This window comes from Flindersiella endophytica, from assembly GCF_054779015.1.
Window position 1 is genome coordinate 388,746 of sequence record NZ_BAAGYY010000009.1, and the last position, 17,270, is coordinate 406,015.

21 protein-coding genes and 2 tRNA genes are annotated in these 17,270 nt (G+C 69.1%); 11 read left to right on the forward strand and 12 right to left on the reverse strand.

Annotation, left to right across the window (positions count from 1 at the left end; genetic code table 11):
- Nucleotides 1-79: 79 nt before the first annotated feature.
- Entirely contained in the window at nucleotides 80-334 is a 255-nt protein-coding gene (gene crgA / locus ACYVF6_RS07160; RefSeq protein ID WP_460517433.1) for a cell division protein CrgA, read from the forward strand.
- Nucleotides 335-452: 118 nt separating this feature from the next.
- On the opposite strand, the gene ACYVF6_RS07165 is transcribed toward crgA, so the two are convergent.
- Both ACYVF6_RS07165 and ACYVF6_RS07170 read right to left on the reverse strand, forming a co-directional pair.
- The gene (locus ACYVF6_RS07165; RefSeq protein WP_460517435.1) at nucleotides 453-1,349 is read right to left on the reverse strand and encodes a rhomboid family intramembrane serine protease; all 897 of its coding nucleotides are present in this window, start codon (nucleotides 1,347-1,349) and stop codon (nucleotides 453-455) included.
- Nucleotides 1,349-1,891, reverse strand: coding sequence for a peptidylprolyl isomerase (locus ACYVF6_RS07170; protein WP_460517438.1), 543 nt, complete (start codon nucleotides 1,889-1,891; stop codon nucleotides 1,349-1,351). The genes ACYVF6_RS07165 and ACYVF6_RS07170 overlap by 1 nt, the downstream gene beginning before the upstream one ends.
- A 250-nt stretch (nucleotides 1,892-2,141) precedes the next feature.
- Between ACYVF6_RS07170 and ACYVF6_RS07175 the strand changes: the two genes are divergently transcribed.
- On the forward strand, nucleotides 2,142-2,786 hold the full coding sequence (locus ACYVF6_RS07175; RefSeq protein ID WP_460517441.1) for a hypothetical protein: 645 nt from the start codon (nucleotides 2,142-2,144) through the stop codon (nucleotides 2,784-2,786).
- Nucleotides 2,787-2,792: 6 nt separating this feature from the next.
- On the opposite strand, the gene ACYVF6_RS07180 is transcribed toward ACYVF6_RS07175, so the two are convergent.
- From ACYVF6_RS07180 to ACYVF6_RS07190, 3 genes are read right to left on the reverse strand one after another with little or no spacing between them, the layout of a single operon-like run.
- Nucleotides 2,793-3,644 (reverse strand): ABC transporter permease, encoded by an 852-nt coding sequence (locus ACYVF6_RS07180; RefSeq protein ID WP_460517444.1) that lies wholly within the window; start codon nucleotides 3,642-3,644, stop codon nucleotides 2,793-2,795.
- Complete coding sequence (locus ACYVF6_RS07185; RefSeq protein ID WP_460517447.1) at nucleotides 3,641-6,364, reverse strand: alpha/beta fold hydrolase; 2,724 nt, start codon at nucleotides 6,362-6,364, stop codon at nucleotides 3,641-3,643. The genes ACYVF6_RS07180 and ACYVF6_RS07185 overlap by 4 nt, the downstream gene beginning before the upstream one ends.
- A 19-nt stretch (nucleotides 6,365-6,383) precedes the next feature.
- Entirely contained in the window at nucleotides 6,384-7,019 is a 636-nt protein-coding gene (locus ACYVF6_RS07190; RefSeq protein WP_460517450.1) for a LysE family translocator, read from the reverse strand.
- A 266-nt stretch (nucleotides 7,020-7,285) separates the two neighbouring features.
- Between ACYVF6_RS07190 and ACYVF6_RS07195 the strand changes: the two genes are divergently transcribed.
- From ACYVF6_RS07195 to ACYVF6_RS07210, 4 genes are all read left to right on the forward strand, one after another.
- Nucleotides 7,286-7,930, forward strand: a complete 645-nt coding sequence (locus ACYVF6_RS07195) for an alpha/beta fold hydrolase (protein WP_460517453.1) — start codon at nucleotides 7,286-7,288, stop codon at nucleotides 7,928-7,930.
- Nucleotides 7,931-8,740, forward strand: a complete 810-nt coding sequence (locus tag ACYVF6_RS07200; RefSeq protein ID WP_460517456.1) for an aminoglycoside phosphotransferase family protein — start codon at nucleotides 7,931-7,933, stop codon at nucleotides 8,738-8,740.
- Between the two features lie 129 nt (nucleotides 8,741-8,869).
- Complete coding sequence (locus tag ACYVF6_RS07205) at nucleotides 8,870-9,286, forward strand: VOC family protein (RefSeq protein ID WP_460517459.1); 417 nt, start codon at nucleotides 8,870-8,872, stop codon at nucleotides 9,284-9,286.
- A gap of 62 nt (nucleotides 9,287-9,348) precedes the next feature.
- A complete protein-coding gene (locus tag ACYVF6_RS07210) occupies nucleotides 9,349-10,083 on the forward strand; it encodes an MgtC/SapB family protein (protein ID WP_460517461.1) in 735 nt (244 codons plus the stop codon).
- Between the two features lie 18 nt (nucleotides 10,084-10,101).
- Here the strand turns inward: ACYVF6_RS07210 and ACYVF6_RS07215 are convergent, their stop codons facing one another.
- A complete protein-coding gene (locus tag ACYVF6_RS07215) occupies nucleotides 10,102-10,464 on the reverse strand; it encodes a DUF952 domain-containing protein (RefSeq protein ID WP_460517464.1) in 363 nt (120 codons plus the stop codon).
- A gap of 23 nt (nucleotides 10,465-10,487) precedes the next feature.
- On the opposite strand from ACYVF6_RS07215, the gene ACYVF6_RS07220 reads away from it, so the two are divergent.
- Nucleotides 10,488-11,174, forward strand: a complete 687-nt coding sequence (locus tag ACYVF6_RS07220; RefSeq protein WP_460517466.1) for a type 1 glutamine amidotransferase family protein — start codon at nucleotides 10,488-10,490, stop codon at nucleotides 11,172-11,174.
- A gap of 40 nt (nucleotides 11,175-11,214) precedes the next feature.
- On the opposite strand, the gene ACYVF6_RS07225 is transcribed toward ACYVF6_RS07220, so the two are convergent.
- Nucleotides 11,215-11,778, reverse strand: coding sequence for a TetR/AcrR family transcriptional regulator (locus ACYVF6_RS07225; RefSeq protein ID WP_460517469.1), 564 nt, complete (start codon nucleotides 11,776-11,778; stop codon nucleotides 11,215-11,217).
- Nucleotides 11,779-11,864: 86 nt separating this feature from the next.
- Here ACYVF6_RS07225 and ACYVF6_RS07230 point away from each other — a divergent pair, with 86 nt between their 5' ends.
- A complete protein-coding gene (locus tag ACYVF6_RS07230) occupies nucleotides 11,865-13,295 on the forward strand; it encodes an alpha/beta fold hydrolase (RefSeq protein ID WP_460517472.1) in 1,431 nt (476 codons plus the stop codon).
- A 40-nt stretch (nucleotides 13,296-13,335) separates the two neighbouring features.
- On the opposite strand, the gene ACYVF6_RS07235 is transcribed toward ACYVF6_RS07230, so the two are convergent.
- Nucleotides 13,336-14,109, reverse strand: coding sequence for a phosphotransferase (locus tag ACYVF6_RS07235; RefSeq protein WP_460517475.1), 774 nt, complete (start codon nucleotides 14,107-14,109; stop codon nucleotides 13,336-13,338).
- Nucleotides 14,110-14,179: 70 nt separating this feature from the next.
- Between ACYVF6_RS07235 and ACYVF6_RS07240 the strand changes: the two genes are divergently transcribed.
- Together ACYVF6_RS07240 and ACYVF6_RS07245 are read left to right on the forward strand one after the other, a co-directional pair.
- Nucleotides 14,180-15,106 (forward strand): protein kinase family protein, encoded by a 927-nt coding sequence (locus ACYVF6_RS07240; RefSeq protein ID WP_460517478.1) that lies wholly within the window; start codon nucleotides 14,180-14,182, stop codon nucleotides 15,104-15,106.
- A 24-nt stretch (nucleotides 15,107-15,130) separates the two neighbouring features.
- Nucleotides 15,131-16,039, forward strand: a complete 909-nt coding sequence (locus ACYVF6_RS07245) for a protein kinase family protein (RefSeq protein ID WP_460517481.1) — start codon at nucleotides 15,131-15,133, stop codon at nucleotides 16,037-16,039.
- An 82-nt stretch (nucleotides 16,040-16,121) separates the two neighbouring features.
- On the opposite strand, the gene ACYVF6_RS07250 is transcribed toward ACYVF6_RS07245, so the two are convergent.
- From ACYVF6_RS07250 to ACYVF6_RS07260, 3 genes are all read right to left on the reverse strand, one after another.
- Nucleotides 16,122-16,194: transfer RNA gene (locus ACYVF6_RS07250), tRNA-Ala, on the reverse strand.
- Nucleotides 16,195-16,250: 56 nt separating this feature from the next.
- Nucleotides 16,251-16,388 carry a DLW-39 family protein gene (locus ACYVF6_RS07255; protein WP_460517484.1) on the reverse strand — a complete coding sequence of 46 codons (138 nt, stop codon included), beginning with the start codon at nucleotides 16,386-16,388 and terminating at the stop codon, nucleotides 16,251-16,253.
- Between the two features lie 59 nt (nucleotides 16,389-16,447).
- Nucleotides 16,448-16,521 (reverse strand) — tRNA-Ile (locus ACYVF6_RS07260).
- 94 nt (nucleotides 16,522-16,615) lie between these two features.
- On the opposite strand from ACYVF6_RS07260, the gene ACYVF6_RS07265 reads away from it, so the two are divergent.
- Nucleotides 16,616-16,813 (forward strand): hypothetical protein, encoded by a 198-nt coding sequence (locus ACYVF6_RS07265; RefSeq protein ID WP_460517487.1) that lies wholly within the window; start codon nucleotides 16,616-16,618, stop codon nucleotides 16,811-16,813.
- A gap of 27 nt (nucleotides 16,814-16,840) precedes the next feature.
- On the opposite strand, the gene ACYVF6_RS07270 is transcribed toward ACYVF6_RS07265, so the two are convergent.
- The gene (locus ACYVF6_RS07270) at nucleotides 16,841-17,263 is read right to left on the reverse strand and encodes an ester cyclase (protein ID WP_460517490.1); all 423 of its coding nucleotides are present in this window, start codon (nucleotides 17,261-17,263) and stop codon (nucleotides 16,841-16,843) included.
- Nucleotides 17,264-17,270 lie beyond the last annotated feature (7 nt).

The following is a 17,270-nucleotide window of genomic DNA, read 5'->3' on the forward strand; positions in this document are numbered from 1 at the left end:
TCCAGCCCCCGGCGGCTACGCCGCCACGGGCCCACCCCGCTCCTTCCCCGCGCCCGAGACCAAACCTTAGGATGGCGACGTGCCCGAGTCGCGCAACCGCAAGAAGGATTCCTTCACACCGCCGAGCCCCAAGCAGAAGCAGGCGAAGCTTCGCACCAAAGGCTGGGTCGCACCCGTCATGGTGACTTGCTTCGTGCTGGGCCTGGCTTGGATCGTCGTCTTCTATCTCGCCGGCCAGAGCGTGCCTGGCATGAGCACCTTGGGCAACTGGAACATCGTGGTCGGCATGGGCCTGATGATCGCCGGGTTCATCGTTGCCACCCAGTGGGAGTGACTTCTCCCGGGTGAGCGGCCGGTGAACGCCGGCCGAACGATGTCCGACGCCTGACTTACACCGATGTTGTTCTCCACACCACTGTCCCCAGCTGTGGATAACTCCGCTGGGAGCCTGTCTAGGGCAGCGTGATCGTGCGTACGACCACGGCCACGATCGTGAGCACCATCACCAAGCCGAAGCCGAACAGCTGGACCTGGTCCCTCCGCTCGCGTGGCGCGTACGCCAGGAACGCTCCGAGCACCAGCCCGGCCACCAGTCCGCCGAGGTGACCCTGCCAGGACAGCTGGCTGTGGAAAAGAATGTTGATCACGACGTTGACCGCGATCAGCCCGACGAACCACGACATGTCCGCGCGCATCCGCCGGGCGAACATGAACGTCGCGCCGAACAGCCCGAAGATCGCACCGGATGCCCCGACGACGTGAATCTGCGGCGCCAGTACGTACGCAGCAGTCGAGCCGACCAGAGCCGACACGAGGTAGAGCGCGGTGAACCGGAGCCGGCCGAGCACGGCCTCCAGCGGCGGGCCGAGCACCCACAGCGAGAACATGTTGATCATGATGTGCAACGGCTGGGTGTGAGTGAACGCGGCAGTCAGCAGCCGCCACACCTCGCCACCCTCGACCCCGCCGGTCATGCCGATCGTCTCGGCGAAGCCGCTCCTGCCGATCAGCTCCAGGCGCTGGATCAGCGCCGGAGCCAGCAGGCCGAGGAGGAAGACCGCGACGTTGATCCCGACCAGCACCTTGGTGACGATCGCGCCCTCGCCGCGGATCACGCCGCCGAAGCGCGTCCGGGCAGCCGGAACGCCCTGCGAGCCTTGCTTCACACATTCCGGGCACTGGAAACCGACCGCCGCCTGCCGCTGGCAGTCCGGGCAGATGTTGCGGTCACATCGCTGGCAGCGAATGTAGGTCTCGCGTTCGGGGTGCCGGTAACACGTGGGCACCGCTGCCGAGCCGGCGGGCGACTCGGGCTCCGCCGGCTGGTCGCGCGTGGGCTCCTCGGCCATCAGCCTGCGGGTGGTGCGGCGTGGGAGATCTCCACGGACTCCACAACGATCGGCTGCAGCGGCCGGTCCATCGGGCCGGTCGCCACCTCGCTGATCGCCTGGACGACCTGCTGGCTCGCGGGGTCGGTGACCTCACCGAAGATCGTGTGCTTGCCGTTGAGGTGCGGCAGCCGCGGGTTGACCGTGATGAAGTACTGCGAGCCGTTGGTGTTGGCGCCGGCGTTCGCCATCGCGAGCAGGAACGGCCGGTCGAACCGCAGGTCAGGGTGGATCTCGTCGCCGAAGCGGTAGCCCGGGCCGCCGGTGCCGGTGCCCAGCGGGCAGCCGCCCTGGATCATGAAGCCCGAGATCACGCGGTGGAACGTCAGCCCGTCGTAGAACCGACGGGTGGTCTGCTCACCGGTGCCGGGGTCGACCCACTCGCGCTTACCCTCAGCGAGCTCGACGAAGTTACGTACCGTTTTCGGTGCGTGGTCGGGGAACAGCTGCACCTTGATGTCACCCATCGAGGTGTGCAGCGTCGCGACGGTCTGTTCAGTCACCGGTCACTCCTTCTAGTCCCTCCCCCGGGCCGAAAAGCGTCTGGTCGATCCTCCCACGACCATGCGGTGGGCGGCCAAGGTGCCCCGAGGTCCGTACGGTGGGTCTCCGCGCGTGTGCTGCCGGTTCGTACGTGACCATCGGCCCGTTTACACAAGCATGATCGGGAATAAAGCTGGGAAGGCAAGAACACGACCTACGCATAACCCCACAGACCTACCAGTAAGCAGCACGAGCAGGAGGCGCACGTTCATGCGACGCCACAAGAGAGACGGCGTAGTCGGCCAGGTCATGCCGTACGCCCACCGGGCACAGAAGAAGGCTGCGAAGGCCCAGAAGAAGGCCGGACCGGTCGTCGAGCAGGCCTGGGATCGAGTTGCGCCCGCGGTCGAAAGCGCCAAGGACCGACTCGGACCGGCCGTCGAGGAAGCGCGCGACAAGGCTGAAGCCGCCGTCGTGACCGCGATGGAAGTAAGTGAGCCCTACCGCAAGGAAGCGATGAAGCGCGGCACGGCCGCCTGGCTCGCCCTGCGCGGCGACCTCCAGGCCCCGGCTCCCAAGAAGCGGCACTGGGTTCGCAACATCCTGCTGCTCGGCGGGATCGGCGGATCGGCCTTCGTCGCGTACAAGATCCTGCGCAACGGCACCGCTTCGCAGTGGATGCCCAAGCAGGCCGACGCGCCGGAGCAGTCCGAGTCAGAGTCCGAGACCACGCCACCGGCGTCGTCCGGCGCCACGACCACGGGCCTGACCGGCAAGCACAAGGACGACGAAGCCACTCCGGTCAACGGGCCGGGCAAGAGCACCGACAAGCAGCCCGCCAGCACCGGCACGAGGAGCACGGCCAACCGCACCCCGCGGTCGGCGACCGACGGCAAGGACGCGTCGACCAGCTGATTCCGGCTACGACAGCACGTCCTTACGCAGGAACCGCCACCAGGCGAGCGCGATGAACGCCGTCGCGTAGACCAGTGCGGAAATCGTGCCCTTGGTCATCGACTCGAGCTGAACGGGATCGGCGAACCAACCCTGCCAGCCGGTGCCGAAGTGGGTGGGCAGCATGTTCCGGACCACGCCCAGCGCGTCGATCTGGTCGAGGATGTCCGAGACGATGACCAGCAGCACCGCACCGCCGACGGCGCCGAGCGGTGCGTCCGTACTGACCGACAGCAGGAACGCCAGGCCGGCAACGATGAGCAACGTCACGGCCAGGAACGCCACCATGCCGGCGGTCCTGGCCAGTGCCGCGCCCGGCGGGATGCTGTCGCCGAGCGGTGTGCGTAGCGGGTGCCAGCCGAACGCCGCCAGCCCCACGACGAAGGCCGTTACGGTCAGCACCGCGAGCGCGGTGAGCGACGACAGCAGGCCCACCAGCAGCTTCACCGCGAGCAGCCGGGATCTCGGCACCGGAACCGCCAGCAGGTAGCGCAGGCTGCCCCAGCTCGCCTCACCGGCGATCGTGTCTCCGCAGAACAGCGCGACCACGACCGTCAGCAGGAACGCCGACGACACCGCGAGTGTGAACACCGTGAAGTTGGCCGCGCTCGAGGTCGCGAGGTCGATGAACGACTGCTGCTGCGCGTCGCCGTCGCTGCCGAGCTCGAACGCCGCCACCAGAATGAACGGCAGCAGCACGAGGAATCCGAACGTCAGCCGCGTCCGGCGGCGGGTGAGCTGACGGCGGATCTCGGTGCCGACCGTCAGCGTCTTCAGCGGCTTCGACGGCTCCGTCGTCTGCACAGGCAGGTCGGTCATCGTTCACCTCCTCCAACGAGAGCGAGGAACGCGTCCTCGAGCCGGCGATGCGGCGAGATCCGTTCGACGCCGACACCGCCGTCAACCAACCGGCGGACGAGGTCGGCACGGCTCAGCCCGTCGAGATCGACGACGAGGCTGCCGTTGTTGTGGGCGACCAGCTGCACGCCTTCGATGCCCGCGAGCACCGACTGCGCGAGCACCGAGTCGGTCACGTCGACGACCACACTGGCGGAGTCACCGATCACCTCCGACACCGGGCCGAAGCCGACGCGGATACCGCGGTGGAGCACGACCAGATGCGTGCAGGTCTGCTCGACCTCGGCGAGCAGGTGACTCGACACCAGCACCGCCCGGCCGTCGTCGGCGTACCGGCGCAGGACGCGGCGCATCTCGGCGATCTGCGGCGGGTCGAGGCCGTCGGTCGGCTCGTCGAGCACGAGCAGCTCCGGCAGGCCAAGCATCGCCTGCGCGACCGCGAGCCGTTGCCGCATGCCGTGGCTGTATGTGCTGGTCTTGCGGTGAACGGCTTCGCCGAGCCCGGCGATCTCGAGCACCTCCTCGAGCTTCGCCTCCTCGAACGGACGGCCGGTCGCGCGCCAGTACAGCTCGAGGTTGGTACGGCCGGACAGGTGCGGCAGGAACCCCGGACCCTCGACGAGTGCACCGATCCGGCTCAACGTGGGCGCGCCCGGCGTGAGCGGGTGGCCGAAGATCAGGACCTCTCCGGTGGTCGGGCGGATCAGGCCCATCAGTGTGCGCAGGCAGGTGGTCTTGCCGGCGCCGTTCGGCCCGAGCAGGCCGACGACCTGGCCACGGCCGACCTCGAAGTCTATGCCGCGCAACGCCTGCAGGCCGTCCGCGTAGGTCTTGGAGAGGTTGCGGACGACCAGCACGGTGTCCTCGTACGCGTCGACGACGGCGATCTCGCGGCGCCTGGCGCGGCGCCGGAACACCAGCCACGTAACGGCGATGCCGAGCGCGAGCAGCACGACCACGGCGAGCAGGACCCAGCTCCAGATCACCGACGGATCGGTGAGCGGCTTGCCGTCGACGATCGGGAACGCGATGTCGCCGGCCGCCAGCCCGGCGACGTAGACCTGGGGCTCGGCCGGGCCGACGTATGCCTGGTCAGTGGTAGCGATGGCGAGCCTCAGCGTGTGGCCGGCGCCGAAGCGGTAGGAGATCGGAGGCAGGTCGACCGTGATCGGCTTGGCCTGGTCGATGGTTTTGGCCAGTCCTGTCAGGCGAAGCGGCTGGACCAGGCCGCCGGGCAGCGTCGCGCGGCCCTGCTCGTTGACGTCGTAGAGCTTGACGAACACGACGGCTTCGCCGGTGGCCGAGGCGACCTTGATCCGGACGCGGGGCGAACCGGTGACGTCGAGCGGCTTGTCGAGCGGCTGCGAGGCGTACGGCACGGCCTGGCCGGGGATGTCGGTAGCGAGCAGCTGGCTCGCGGTCCCTGTCGTCGTGGCCGGCTGGCCGCCGGTGCCGGGGATCGACGACAGCGCCGCCGGGTTGCCGCCAGGTGGGTTCGCGATCGGCAGCGGGGTGCCTTGCAGCGCGACGGTCTCGTCGCGCTGGCCTTGAATTCCGGGGTATGTGCCGGTCGTCCGGCCGACGGTACGGAACCGCTCGCCGCCGACGTCGATGCCGGACACGCGGCTGTAGGTGAACGAGGTGCCGGGATCTGCCTTGCCCCTGAGGTAGTGGTCGAGCCACTGCAGCGTCAGGCCCTTCGTCCGCTCCTCGTCACGGCTCGAGCCCGCGCCGCCGTCGTGCCCGCCGGAGAACCAGGCGACACGGACGGGAGTTCCGGCCCTGGCGATGCCGCGGGCGTTGGCGTCGGCCTGGTCGAGTGGGAAGAGGGTGTCGGCCGTACCCTGGACAAGCAGGGTCGGGGCCTTGATCTGGCCGAGTACAGGCTGTGGACTTGATCTGCGCAGCAGTTTGTGGAGCTCAGGGCTCGGCCGGCCGGTGGTCGCGGCCTGCTCGTAGAGCGCACAGACATGAGGATCGAACCGGCCGCACAACGGGTCGTTGACCTGGCTGGCAGGGAGCCGGCCGGTGGCGGCACCGTCCTTGCCCGAGGTGAACAGCGCGCCGGCCCAGCCCTTCTTGAACACACCGCCGGGGAACAGGGCCGTCTCGAGGTTGTTCCACGTGATGTGCGGGACGATCGCGTCGACCCGCTGGTCGTTGGCGGCGAGCAGGAGCGCGAGCGCGCCGCCGTACGAGCCGCCGACCACGCCTGCCTTCGGGTCGCCGGGCTTGTCCTTCGCGACCTGCGGCCGCTTGGCCACCCAGTCGAGCAACGCGCGCGCATCGTTGACCTCGTAGTCGGGACTGTCGAGGTGGATGTCGCCACCGGACCGGCCGAAACCGCGAGCAGTCCAGCTGAGCACGACGTAGCCCTGGGCGGCGAGCTCCTGGGCGTCCTCGTTGACGCTGTCCTTCGTACCGCCGAAGCCGTGGGCGAGCAGGACGACCGGTGCCGGATCGCCCTGCGTAGCCGTCTCAGGGACGTAGAGCCGGGTGTCGAGCAGCGTCGGCTCGCTTCTGTCCGGGCCGGACGGCAGCGTGAGCAGGCGGTCCTCGGTCTGGTACGGAGTGCCGGTGGGGCGGTTGGCCCAGATCGTCAAGCCGGCCAGCAACGCCAGCCCCACCACCACCGCGACGACGATGCGTGGGCGGAGCAAGCGCCGGAGCCGATTGCGCATGGAGCCAACGTACGCGGCGTTACTTGGAGTCGAGCGCGAGGCGGACGGCCAGCGCGCCGAAGATCGCGGCGCAGGCCTGGTCGAGCCGCCGGCGGATCTTGGCGCGGCGGAGCAGCCGGTCACGGGCCGTGCCGGCGAGCAGGCCGACCGTGCCGTCCACCGTCAACCCGACGGCGATGAAGAGCCCGCCCAGCAGCAGGAACTGCAGCGTCGCCGGCCAGCTGCCGGGGCCGGTGGTGAGGAACTGCGGGAAGAACGCGAGGTAGAAGAGGATCACCTTCGGGTTGGCGAGGTTGGTGAGCACGGCCATGACGTAGACCCGCCGGACCGACCGCTTCGGGACGGTGGGCTGCTCGGTGAGCTCACCCCTGCGGCTGGCGCGCCAAGTCGCGATCGCCAGACAGAGCAGGAACGCCGCACCGGCGATCCGTACCGCGTCGAGCACGGCGGGCGCGGCCTGGATCAGCGCCCCCAGCCCGAACGCGGCGGCGACCGTGTGCACCGCGAGACCCGTGGACATCCCGACCGCGGCCGTGATCCCGGTCCGCCGGCCACCCGCCACGGCATTGGCCACGATGAACATCATGTCCGGCCCAGGCGCCAGACTGAGCAGCAGAACAGCCACCCCGAACGCGACGACGACGGTGAGGTCCATCCCTGCAGTCTTACGGGTGCGGGCAAACTTTGTGCGATGAGCTCTTCGGAGGATCTGCGGTCGTACGCACAGTCGCTGCCCAAAGTGGAAGCGGCCACGCTCACGCGGCAGAGCCGCATATGTCACAGCGGCATGCCGTCGTTCAAGGTGAAGGGGAAGTCGTTCGCCGGCCTGCGAATCGACCTGCCGCGAGCTCGTCGTGCAAGCCTGGTGCCACCGCGCACCCAAACGCCTCGTGGCTACGTACGAGCAGGGCGAGTGAGCCGGTGCGGCTGACCGTCCACAACAGCGGCGTCGATCTGGCTGTCCAGGTTCGCGGCACCGGACGCCCGGTCGTACTGGTGCACGGGCACGGCACCAGCCTGCGAAGCTGGGACCTGCTGGCCGCTCGGCTCGAGCAGCAGTACACCGTCGTCGCCTACGACCGGCGTGGACATGGCCGATCGTCGAGCGCCGGCTCGTTCGCCATCGAGGCTTTCGCGGCGGACCTGGACGCCGTGGTGCGCCGGCTCGAACTCGAAGCTCCGCTGTTGATCGGTCACTCCGTCGGTGCCTGGGACGTGCTGACCTACGCCGCGAGCAAGCCGGCGGCCGGGGTGATCTGCCTCGACCATGCGATCGCCAGCCGCGATCCTTATTGGGCGACCGTCTACGGTGGGCCGGCGGACGGTCCCCGTGATCCGCGAACCATCGAGGCGGGCTGGACGACGGTCGGCGACGAGCCGTACGACGAGATCCGTTGCCCGCTCGTCATCATGCTGGCCGAGCACAACAACGGGCCGGTACACGACATGCTGCACCGGCTGGTCCGGCGGCGCGGGTTGCGGACGGTCGAGGTCGCCTCCGACCACGACATCCAGATCGAGCAGCCGGATGTCGTGAGCCGGATGGTGGGCGAGGTGCTCGGCTAAATGCGCGGGACACATGCGATCGAGCACGTGGACGGCGTTGTGGTCAAGCGGTTCCGGTCCTGGGACAGGGGCGAGCCGCGGCGGGAGTGGGAGGCGTTGACACTGCTCGCCCGGTACGCACCCGGCCTGGCGCCGGAGCCGGTGCGGGCGGAGCTCGCGGGTGATCCGCCGACGATCGTGATGAGCCGGGTGCCGGGCGAGCCGCTGGGCGAGCGCCCGATCGGGTCCGCGCAGCTCGACGCGCTGGCGGATGCGATCCACCGCCTGCACCGGGCGGTCCCGTCCGACGCCTTGCGTAACCTGCCGCGCGCGTTCTCGCCCAGTGTGCTTGCGGACAAGGCGGAACGCCTGCACGGCCGGCATCCGCCATCCGCCGATTCCCTGGTCCGCAAGGCGTTCTCGGTCGGCGGGGCATGGTTGCACGGAGACGACGTCCCACGGTTGCTCGCCGCCGAGGCGGAGCTGGTGTTCGGGCAGGGAGACGGCAACCTGGCCAACTGTCTCTGGGACGGCCGGCGCATCCGGCTCGTCGACTTCGAGGACTCCGGCAGCGGCGACCGGGCGTTCGAGCTCGCCGAGTTGGTCGAGCACCTGTCCGCCATCGACGCCGGGCTCGAAGTTGCCGCGCTGCTCGGGCGTTTCGACCTGACCCGGGCCGAAAGCGACCGTCTGTTTGGCTTTCGCCGGCTGGAGGCGCTGACCTGGTTCCTCATGCTCCTGCCCGGCGGTGCCGCGCACGTACGGAACCCGCCGGAAGCCCTGCCCAGGCAGGCGATCCGGCTGCTCACCCTGCTCGAGTCACCCGGCTGAGCGGCCTGCGGGGTCGTTTACCCCGGCGGCCAACGCGGAATCACTCAACCGTTGTCTCCATTCTCCGGCCGATGTCGGTGGCCCTCGCTAGGCTGCCGGAAGCAGTTCGCACCAACCTAGGAGGACCAAATGGCCTCTCGACTCAACCCCTACATCAGCTTCGACGGCAACGCGCGGGAAGCCATGGAGTTCTACCACGGCATCTTCGGTGGTGAGCTCAACCTCAACACCTTCGGCGAGTTCGGCACACCGGACGCACCCGAGGCAAACAAGATCATGCACGGCATGCTCGAGGCTCCCAACGGCTTCGCGTTGATGGCGGCCGACAACCCGCCCGGCATGGAACACACGCCTGGCACCAACATCACGATCAGCCTGAGCGGCGACGACGGCGACGAGCTTCGCGGCTACTGGCAGCAGCTCTCCGCCGACGGCAGCGTCGCGGTCCCGCTCGAAAAGCAGATGTGGGGCGACGAGTTCGGCATGTGCACCGACAAGTTCGGCATCGGCTGGATGGTCAACATCTCGCAACCGCAAGCCGGCTGACCGATTCCCGAAGCTCGGCGGGGTTAGGTTGGATTCGTGACGAATCGACCTAGGCGACCGCTGTGAGCTTTTGGGGACAATCGCTTGGACAAGGCTGGACGGAGCTGGGCTACCTCGGTGTGGCCCTGCTCCTTTCAGCGCTGATCGGCCTCGAACGTGAAGTCCGGCAGAAGAGCGCCGGGCTACGCACGCATACGTTGGTCGGTGTCGCGTCCGCGTTGATCATGCTGGTGTCGAAGTACGGCTTCTTCGACGTGCTCAGCGAGCACGTGACGCTCGACCCGTCCCGGGTCGCCGCGCAGATCGTGTCGGGGATCGGCTTCATCGGCGGCGGCCTGATCTTCGTACGCCGCGACATCGTGCGCGGGCTCACGACCGCCGCAGTGGTCTGGCTGACGTGCGCGGTCGGCATGGCCGCCGGTGCCGGGCTTCCACTGCTCGCGGTCACCGTGACCGCGGCGCATTTCCTCGTCGTGTTCGGGCTCAGTCCACTGGCGCGTCGGCTGCCCACCTCGCCCTACACGCCGTCGCCGCTCCGCCTGCACTACCTCGACGGGCAAGGCGTCCTGCGCCGGGCTCTGGCCGAGTGCACCGGACGCGGCTTCACCGTCGTCGAGCTAGGCACAGCGCACGCGTTCGAGCCGGAGGAAGCCGACCAAGCGGCGCGCCGCCGGATCGTCGAACTCGACCTGGAGCTGCAGGGCAAGGGCTCGATGACCGAGCTCGCCACCGCGCTGACCGAGATGAACGGCGTGATCTCCGTCCACATCGGCGACCGCGACCGGGCCGGCGAGTAACAAGCCGGTTCGGTCAGCTCACTCTTTCGCTGTCAACTGCGGCGGAACGGTGAAGTAGCCGTCGGCGCCGGGTGGGAAGTCGTACACGCCGATCACGGCCTCGAGCGGGAGCGTTCCGTAGACATGCGGAAACCGCGTCGAGGCCGGGTCGGCGGGATCGCCCGGCTCCCAGCGAACGGGTGCGGTGAGGCGGGCCGGATCGATCTCGAGCAGCACGAGGTCTTCCCGGCCGCGCATCAGCGCGTTCGCCGGCAGGTGAACCTGCTCGGCGGTCGAGCAGTGGATGAAACCCTCCGTCGCGAGCGTGTCGCCCTCGTACCAGCCGGCTGCCTGCGCGGCCATCCACTCGGCGCGCGGGCAGAAATGCAGGAGATTTGCCATGCCCAGCAGGCTACGGTCCTTGCGTGCGGATTTATCTCGGTGGTGGCGGATCGGTGCAGGACGAAGCGGCGCTGTGGAACGAGTTCCTGTCGCCCGGCATACGGATCGTCTACTGGCCGTTCGCGCTGGAGCCGTCGGCACACGCCGATGCGCAGGCCTGGTTGGAGGGCAGCCTGGCCGCGTGGGGCGACTTCCAGGTGTCGATGTGGACCTCGCTGTCCGGGCGGACGGCCGCGGACTTGACGCCGGATCTGTTGTTCGTCGGCGGCGGCAACACGTTCGCCCTGCTCGACGAGATCCTGCGGCACGACTTCCTGCCCGTCGTACGCGACTATCTCCGCGCGGGCGGCGCGATGTACGGCGGCAGCGCGGGCGCGATCCTGGCCGGTGCCGACATCTCGATCGCCGCGAGCGCCGACGCCAACGACGTGGGGCTGACCCGGACAGGCGCACTCGACCTGCTGGGTGGGCTGGTGGTGCAGCCGCACTACGCGCGTGAACAGGACGCCGAGCTGGTCGCGTTGACGGCGGCGGACGGCCGTAGCGTGCTCGCGATCCCGGAACGCAGCGGCGTCGCGGTCGTCGCCGATGTGGCACGTACGGTCGGGCCGGAGCCCGTCCACCTGTTCGGCCCGGCCGGCATCGCGAGCCACGCGGCCGGCGAGAGCTGGCAGCTGGCGGCGTCGGGCAACGAGTCGGCTCTGGCCTAGGCCATCGAGACGGCGGCTGGATTCCCGCGGGCTACGTTGATCACGGCGTTCCGGCCGCCACGCTGATCATCAGCTCCGCGAACGCCTCGGCTGCCGCGTCGGCGCGGGCCGGGTCGGTGGCGACCAGCCGGTCGATGGCGAGCCCGTCGAACGTGCCGAGGATCAGATCGGCCAGCGCCGGCGCCCGTTCAGGTGCGACCCCGAACGCGACCAGTCCGGCGCGCATCGGCTCCTTCCACGGGCCTCGCAGCTGCTCGGGTGCGCCGCGCCAGCGTTCCGGCTCCTGGGCGGCGAGTACGCACACGTCCAGGTACAGCCTGGTCACCTGGTTCGTGTGAGGCGAACTGATCTCTGCCCAGAGGTAGCGGATGACGTCGCCGACGTTCCGCAGGTCGCCGTCGGGAGGCTCCAGCGAGGCGGCCAACCGCTGCTGCGCGAGTGCCAGCACGTCCTTGACCAGCTGTTCCTTGCTGCCGAAATGGTAGATCAGCATGCGGTCGCTGGTGCCGAGCGCGGCAGCGAGCGGGCGCAGCGACAGCCCGGCCAGGCCGTGCTCGAGGACGTAACCCAGCGCCTGTTCGGCAAGCTCGGCACGGCGATCCACCGCTGAACTGTAGCAACCGCTTCGTGTAGCACCTGCTACATTGGCCGTGTAGCAGGTGCTACGTAGGTGGCGAGGGAGGGGCGGACATGCGGATCGTGGTCGGGTTGCTGGCACCGGTGCTGTGGGGTGCGCTGGCGGGCTGGCTGACGCCACGAGGTCCGCTGACCGTGGCGGCCGCGCTCGTGAGCATCGTCGTCAGCCTCGGGGTTGGCCTCGCGGCCGGCTGGATTCTCCGGTCCCGCTGGGCCCTGCCGGCGGCGCCGGTGCTGTTCTCCGGCACGTTCGAACTGGTCCGGCTCGGCGCGACCGGGCCGACCGTCGACGCGCCACACCTGAGCCTGCTCGGCGTGCTGGCGCTGGTCGCGGGGAGGGGGGTGCACGCGTTGCTGACCCTGCTGCCGATGCTCGTCGGCGCTGCGTATGGTGCAGGGCTCGCCCGCCGTCGATCCGGTGCTGCGCTTGAGAGCGGCCGGTTCCGCCGCTACGCCGGCCGGGCCGCCATCGGCGTACTCGCGGCGGCTGTCGCGCTGGTGACCGTCGCGGTCGTACTGCCCGCTCGTACCCAGCCGATCGCTGCGGGACCCGGCGCTCGCAGCATCGCTGAGTTGACCACTGTCACCAGCGGGTCGCACCGTCTCGGCCTGATGATCCGAGGCGCCGACGTACGAAAGCCCGTCCTGCTGTTCGTACCGGGCGCACCCGGCGCCGCCGAACGCGGTGCCGTCCGCGCCCACCTGTCCACAGCCCTCGAACCCCACTTCGTCGTCGCGACCCTCGACCGCCGCGGCGGCGGCAGCTCGTACCCGGCGCTCGAGCCAACCTCGACGCTCACACTGGACAGCGAAGTCTCCGACGTCCTCGCCACGGCGACCTATCTGCAGCAGCGCTTCCACACCGGCCGCATCTACCTGGTGGCCCACTCCGGCGGAACGATCCCTGCCGTACTCGCCGTCCAGCGCCGGCCGAACCTGTTCCGGGCGTACGTCGGCGTCGGCCAAGCAGTCGCAACCGCCGCCGCAGATCGCGCCCAGTACGCAGCAACGCTGTCCTGGGCCCGCCACCACCACGACGCGCAACTGGTCGCCGCACTGACGAAAGCGGGCCGGCCGCCGTACGCGCGCCTCTACGACTACGAGCCCATGCTGCTCGCCGAACCACGCGTCTTTCCGGCCTCAGGTGGAGGCCAGGGCGGCCTGGACGAAAGCCTGTCAGCGAACGAGTACACGTTCCTGGACAAGGCGCACGTCCTGTCCGGCTTCGCCGACGCGTACGACCAGTACTACCCCCGCACCCAGTCCGTCGACCTCCGCGTTCGTGTGCGTCACCTGCAGGTCCCGGCATACTTCGTGGACGGCGCCGGCGAAGTGCCCGCCCGCATCCCGCCCTTTCGCGACTGGTTCGACGCGCTCGACGCCCCACACAAGGAACACATCGTCCTGCCAGACAGCGGCCATCGCTCCCTGTACCAACGCCCATCCGCCTTCGCCACGATCCTCACCACCCGCGTGGCCCGCTAGTTCGTTGGCGCCTCGGACCCAACGCTGCGAGGGCGACCTGCTAGGCAAGCTCCTCCTGAACGAATGCCAGGTCACGCAGGTAGCCCGCGCCATACCGCCACGGGTCCGGTTGCTCCCACTGCGCCCGCCAGCCGGGCCGGTTCTCGGCCGCCCAGATCCGCATGGTGTCGTACGCCGCTTGGATCCGGATGGGGATGAGGGTCAGCAACTCCTGCCATTGCGCCTCGGAACACCCGTACCCACGGCGGATGAGGTCGAGCCGCTCGTGCGTCGCAGTGGGAGAAGGCCAGCCCATCATCGGGAGGTTCTCCGGCGCTGCCAGCGGGACGAACGTGTAGGCGAGGTAGGTGAGATCCCACATCCGCGGCCCCGGCGCGACCGTGTCCCAGTCGACGAACGCGAAGGCCTTCTGCTGCTGGGTGATGAGGTTCCAGGGCGCGATGTCGTTGTGACACAGGACCTCCGGCCGGCCGGCAGCTACGGGCGCGGCCTGCCAGGTCGAGGTTGACGGGCGCCAGCCGTCGACGGCGTCGTGGTAGTCGCGTAGGAGCGCGGCGACGCTCTCCAGAAGCTGTGGATCCGTCAGTTCCTCGCGGTTCTCGCCGGGTGGCCAGGGCGCGTTGCCCGCAACGTAGGAAAGGATCTCGCGCCCGTCATCGTCGATTCCGAGAAACCGTGGGGCACCGCCGAACCCGACGGACTCCAGATGCTGGAGGAGCTCGTGCACCGCCGGCGACCACGGGCCGACTGGACGCAGGACGGTGTCGCCGCGCCGCACGACGTGGTTGATTCCGCCGTCGAGCCTTTCGTCCATTGTGCGATTCTGGCCTCCTGCGTGGATATTCGCTAGTTTCGCGGGATCGGCCCGCCTATGCTGTCGCGACATGGGCGCCCACCTACGTGACGTAAGCCAGATCCTCGATTTGCTTGGCGTTCCGGCGGCGCACACCGCCGAGATTCCGGCGAACCACGGTCCGGACGGCAACGCGAACTGGCACGTCTGGCCGCGGTCGGGCGAGCCGTGCGTGCTGCGTCGCTATTACGCCGGGACCACTGTCGAGGACCTGGCGTACGAGCATGCGATCCCGCGGCAGCTGAGCGGCCAGGGCTGGTTCGTGCCGGATCCCCTGGCAGAGCCTCTCGAAGTGGACGGCCGCTGGTACTGCCTCACCCGTTACGTACCAGGGCAGTGCCGGACGCGGGAGACTCCGCAGCAGAGCCGGCAGCGCGGCGCCGACCTGGCCCGCCTGGATGTCGCCCTGCGGCCGTTGGCCGAACAGCTCGGTCAGCGGGGCGGCTGGCGCCCGCTGTGTGCAGGTCTTCCCGTGCTGACCGTGGCCGACTGGCAGGCGGGACTCGACGGGTTCGCGGCCGAGCAGCCGGCGCTGGCCACGTGGGCAGCCCACGCAGCCGCGGTGACGGTGGATGAGCTGGCCGGCCTCGGTGCCGTCGACGACCTCCCGCTCACCTTGATTCACGGCGACTTCATGGCCGAGCAGAACGTCCACTACGACGGAGATCGGCTCGCCGGCGTCATCGACTTCGGCGTCTCCCACGTCGGCACCCGGCCGTACGAGCTGATCAGCGCGCGCAGCTATCGCGCACCGGAGCTGGTCACCGCCTACGCCGACGAGCTCCGCCGGCTGGGCTGGCCGTTGAGCGAGCAGGAGAAGGCGGCGCTCGTACCTGTGGAGAGAGGGTTCCGGCTCGGCATGGTGGCCTGGCTGCTGCTCGCCGGCACGCGAGCCGGCCGCTTCGACACCGCCGCGATCGCGGCCCACCTGGCCCGCACCGGAATCGCGCGGCCGTAAACGCCCGAGAGGAGCGCACCGGACATGGACGACAAAGGCCGGTTCGACGTGAAACAGGCACGGGCGCTGGTCTCCGCGAAGTACGACCTCGGAGAGCCGACCGACATCCGGCTGCTGAACTCCGCGGGCAACGACACGTATGCGGTCACCGCCGACGGAACTCCATACGTGCTGCGGATCTACGGCCGGAACAGGTGGCACATCTCCGGTCCTGGCGACTATCGCTTCGAGCTCGGGCTGCTCGCCCACCTTCACGCCGAAGGCGTCCCCGTCTCGACACCGATCCCACGCCGCGACGGCGACCCGCTCGGACGTGCGTCGACGCCGGGCGGAGACCGCTACTTCAGCCTGCTCTCCTGGGCGCCTGGCACTCCCGGCCACACCGAAACGCTGACACAGGCACAGGCGTACACCATCGGCCGGACGCTCGCCGCCATCCATGTCGCGGCTGACGGGTACCAGCCGGGGCCCGGCCAGAGCCGTTACAGGCTGGACGAACCCAACCTCCTGGACCGCTTCGTCCGAAAGCTCGAGCCCTCCCTCGCGTACGACGATCCGAGTGACGTCGCGTTCATCCGCGAACAGGTCGACGACATTCACCGGCGGATCCGCGCCTTCGACCCGGGGCCGGGCGGGTGGGGCATCGTGCACGGAGACGTCCAAGGCCTGAACCACAACTTCACCGACACCGGCGAGATCACGTGGTTCGACTTCGACCTCTGCGGCTACGGCTGGCGCGTGTATGACATCGCGTACTACTACACCCGCATCCCCGAGCCGGTACGAGCGCCGGTGCTCGAGGCCTACGAGTCGGTTCGCCCGCTCAGCCAGAGCGAACACGAAATGCTCCCCACGATCGGCCGGCTCGCCTGGATCCGCGAGGAGCTCCGCTCGAAAGCCCTCGTCCAACGCCTGCGCGACCCGTACATCTAGCCGGCTCCGCCGCGATCGCTTCGACAACAGCAGCCGGCGACGAATCGGAGGACGATGCCGGCCGACCTGCGTATGAGAGTTGTGGAGACGAGGGGACTCGAACCCCTAACCCCTGCCTTGCAAAGGCAGTGCTCTGCCAGTTGAGCTACGCCCCCAGATGGGGCGGCGCGGTGTGCGCGCCAGGTTCAGTATCTCAGGGTGGGCAAACCGGTTAGCGGTCGCCGGCAGGGGAGACGGTGTCGGTCGCCTCTGCCCAGAGGTTCTGCTCTTCCTTGTCGGCCTGGATTCGCTTGTAGATGAACCAGCCGCCGAGCAGGACAAGTGCTGCCAGTAACAGTTTCTTGATCATCGGGGAAGCCTCCTTGCCACCGAAACCCCGGGCGCTACGCGCCGGCGGCGCAGTGCGGGTGGGCCTAACTGGACTTGAACCAGTGACCTCTTCCTTATCAGGGAAGCACTCTAACCAGCTGAGCTATAGGCCCCTCATCGCCGACCGAGAGTATCGCACCAAACGGTGCGACGCCAAAGCGGTATCCCCCTTAGCGGCGATCGAACATATGCGCTAATCTCGCGCGCATGACAGACGATCCCATCAAGTATCACGCCGGTACGGACGCCTACGGGCTGGCGCTCTGGGTCGACGGGCGGGTCGTGGAACGGGAGCAGCGGAACGACGGTGAGTGGCTCTACGTGCTGCCTGCCGGCGCGGCTGACGCCGACCCTGCCGGGCAGTGGGTACGCGGCGCCGACACCAGGCCGGCCGCCCGGCGATAGGCCGCGCACACCTGCTCCGCAACCACCTCAGGCCGGCGCGGATGCGGCACCGATCTGCCGGAGCAGGCCGAACATGTCGAGCTGCCCGTGGTGCTCGACCAGCAGGCCGTCGACGAAACGGTCGATGTGGATGACGCCCGCCGACACCTGGATCCCAGTCGCCGCGACGCCGGCGAACGGGCCGGTGTGGGTGCCGGTGAAACGGCAGCGGGTGACGAAGCGTTCCCCGTCGACGAGGAACTCGTCGACAACGTGGCGGCCGTCGGGGAAGCCGGTGTAGAACCCGACCTGTGCGCGCCGCCATTCCTCCAGGCGCATGGGTGGTGAGCTGCCGACCTGGATCGAGAGCGACGGTGAGACGAGTGTCTCGATCAGCGGCCAGTCCTGGGCGTCCAGCGCGGCGTAGAGCCGCACGCCGAGCCTGGCGACAGGCAGCGGCAGCCGTGACACCGCTGGC

Coding starts and splice junctions, on each gene's coding strand:
- ACYVF6_RS07200 (WP_460517456.1), top strand. CDS start 7,931: ATGCGCGGGACACATGCGATCGAGCACGTGGACGGCGTTGTGGTCAAG.
- ACYVF6_RS07245 (WP_460517481.1), top strand. CDS start 15,131: ATGGACGACAAAGGCCGGTTCGACGTGAAACAGGCACGGGCGCTGGTC.
- ACYVF6_RS07185 (WP_460517447.1), bottom strand. CDS start 6,364: ATGCGCAATCGGCTCCGGCGCTTGCTCCGCCCACGCATCGTCGTCGCG.
- ACYVF6_RS07190 (WP_460517450.1), bottom strand. CDS start 7,019: ATGGACCTCACCGTCGTCGTCGCGTTCGGGGTGGCTGTTCTGCTGCTC.
- ACYVF6_RS07205 (WP_460517459.1), top strand. CDS start 8,870: ATGGCCTCTCGACTCAACCCCTACATCAGCTTCGACGGCAACGCGCGG.
- ACYVF6_RS07215 (WP_460517464.1), bottom strand. CDS start 10,464: ATGGCAAATCTCCTGCATTTCTGCCCGCGCGCCGAGTGGATGGCCGCG.
- ACYVF6_RS07180 (WP_460517444.1), bottom strand. CDS start 3,644: ATGACCGACCTGCCTGTGCAGACGACGGAGCCGTCGAAGCCGCTGAAG.
- ACYVF6_RS07265 (WP_460517487.1), top strand. CDS start 16,616: ATGACAGACGATCCCATCAAGTATCACGCCGGTACGGACGCCTACGGG.
- ACYVF6_RS07255 (WP_460517484.1), bottom strand. CDS start 16,388: ATGATCAAGAAACTGTTACTGGCAGCACTTGTCCTGCTCGGCGGCTGG.
- ACYVF6_RS07175 (WP_460517441.1), top strand. CDS start 2,142: ATGCGACGCCACAAGAGAGACGGCGTAGTCGGCCAGGTCATGCCGTAC.
- ACYVF6_RS07235 (WP_460517475.1), bottom strand. CDS start 14,109: ATGGACGAAAGGCTCGACGGCGGAATCAACCACGTCGTGCGGCGCGGC.
- ACYVF6_RS07230 (WP_460517472.1), top strand. CDS start 11,865: ATGCGGATCGTGGTCGGGTTGCTGGCACCGGTGCTGTGGGGTGCGCTG.
- ACYVF6_RS07165 (WP_460517435.1), bottom strand. CDS start 1,349: ATGGCCGAGGAGCCCACGCGCGACCAGCCGGCGGAGCCCGAGTCGCCC.
- ACYVF6_RS07240 (WP_460517478.1), top strand. CDS start 14,180: ATGGGCGCCCACCTACGTGACGTAAGCCAGATCCTCGATTTGCTTGGC.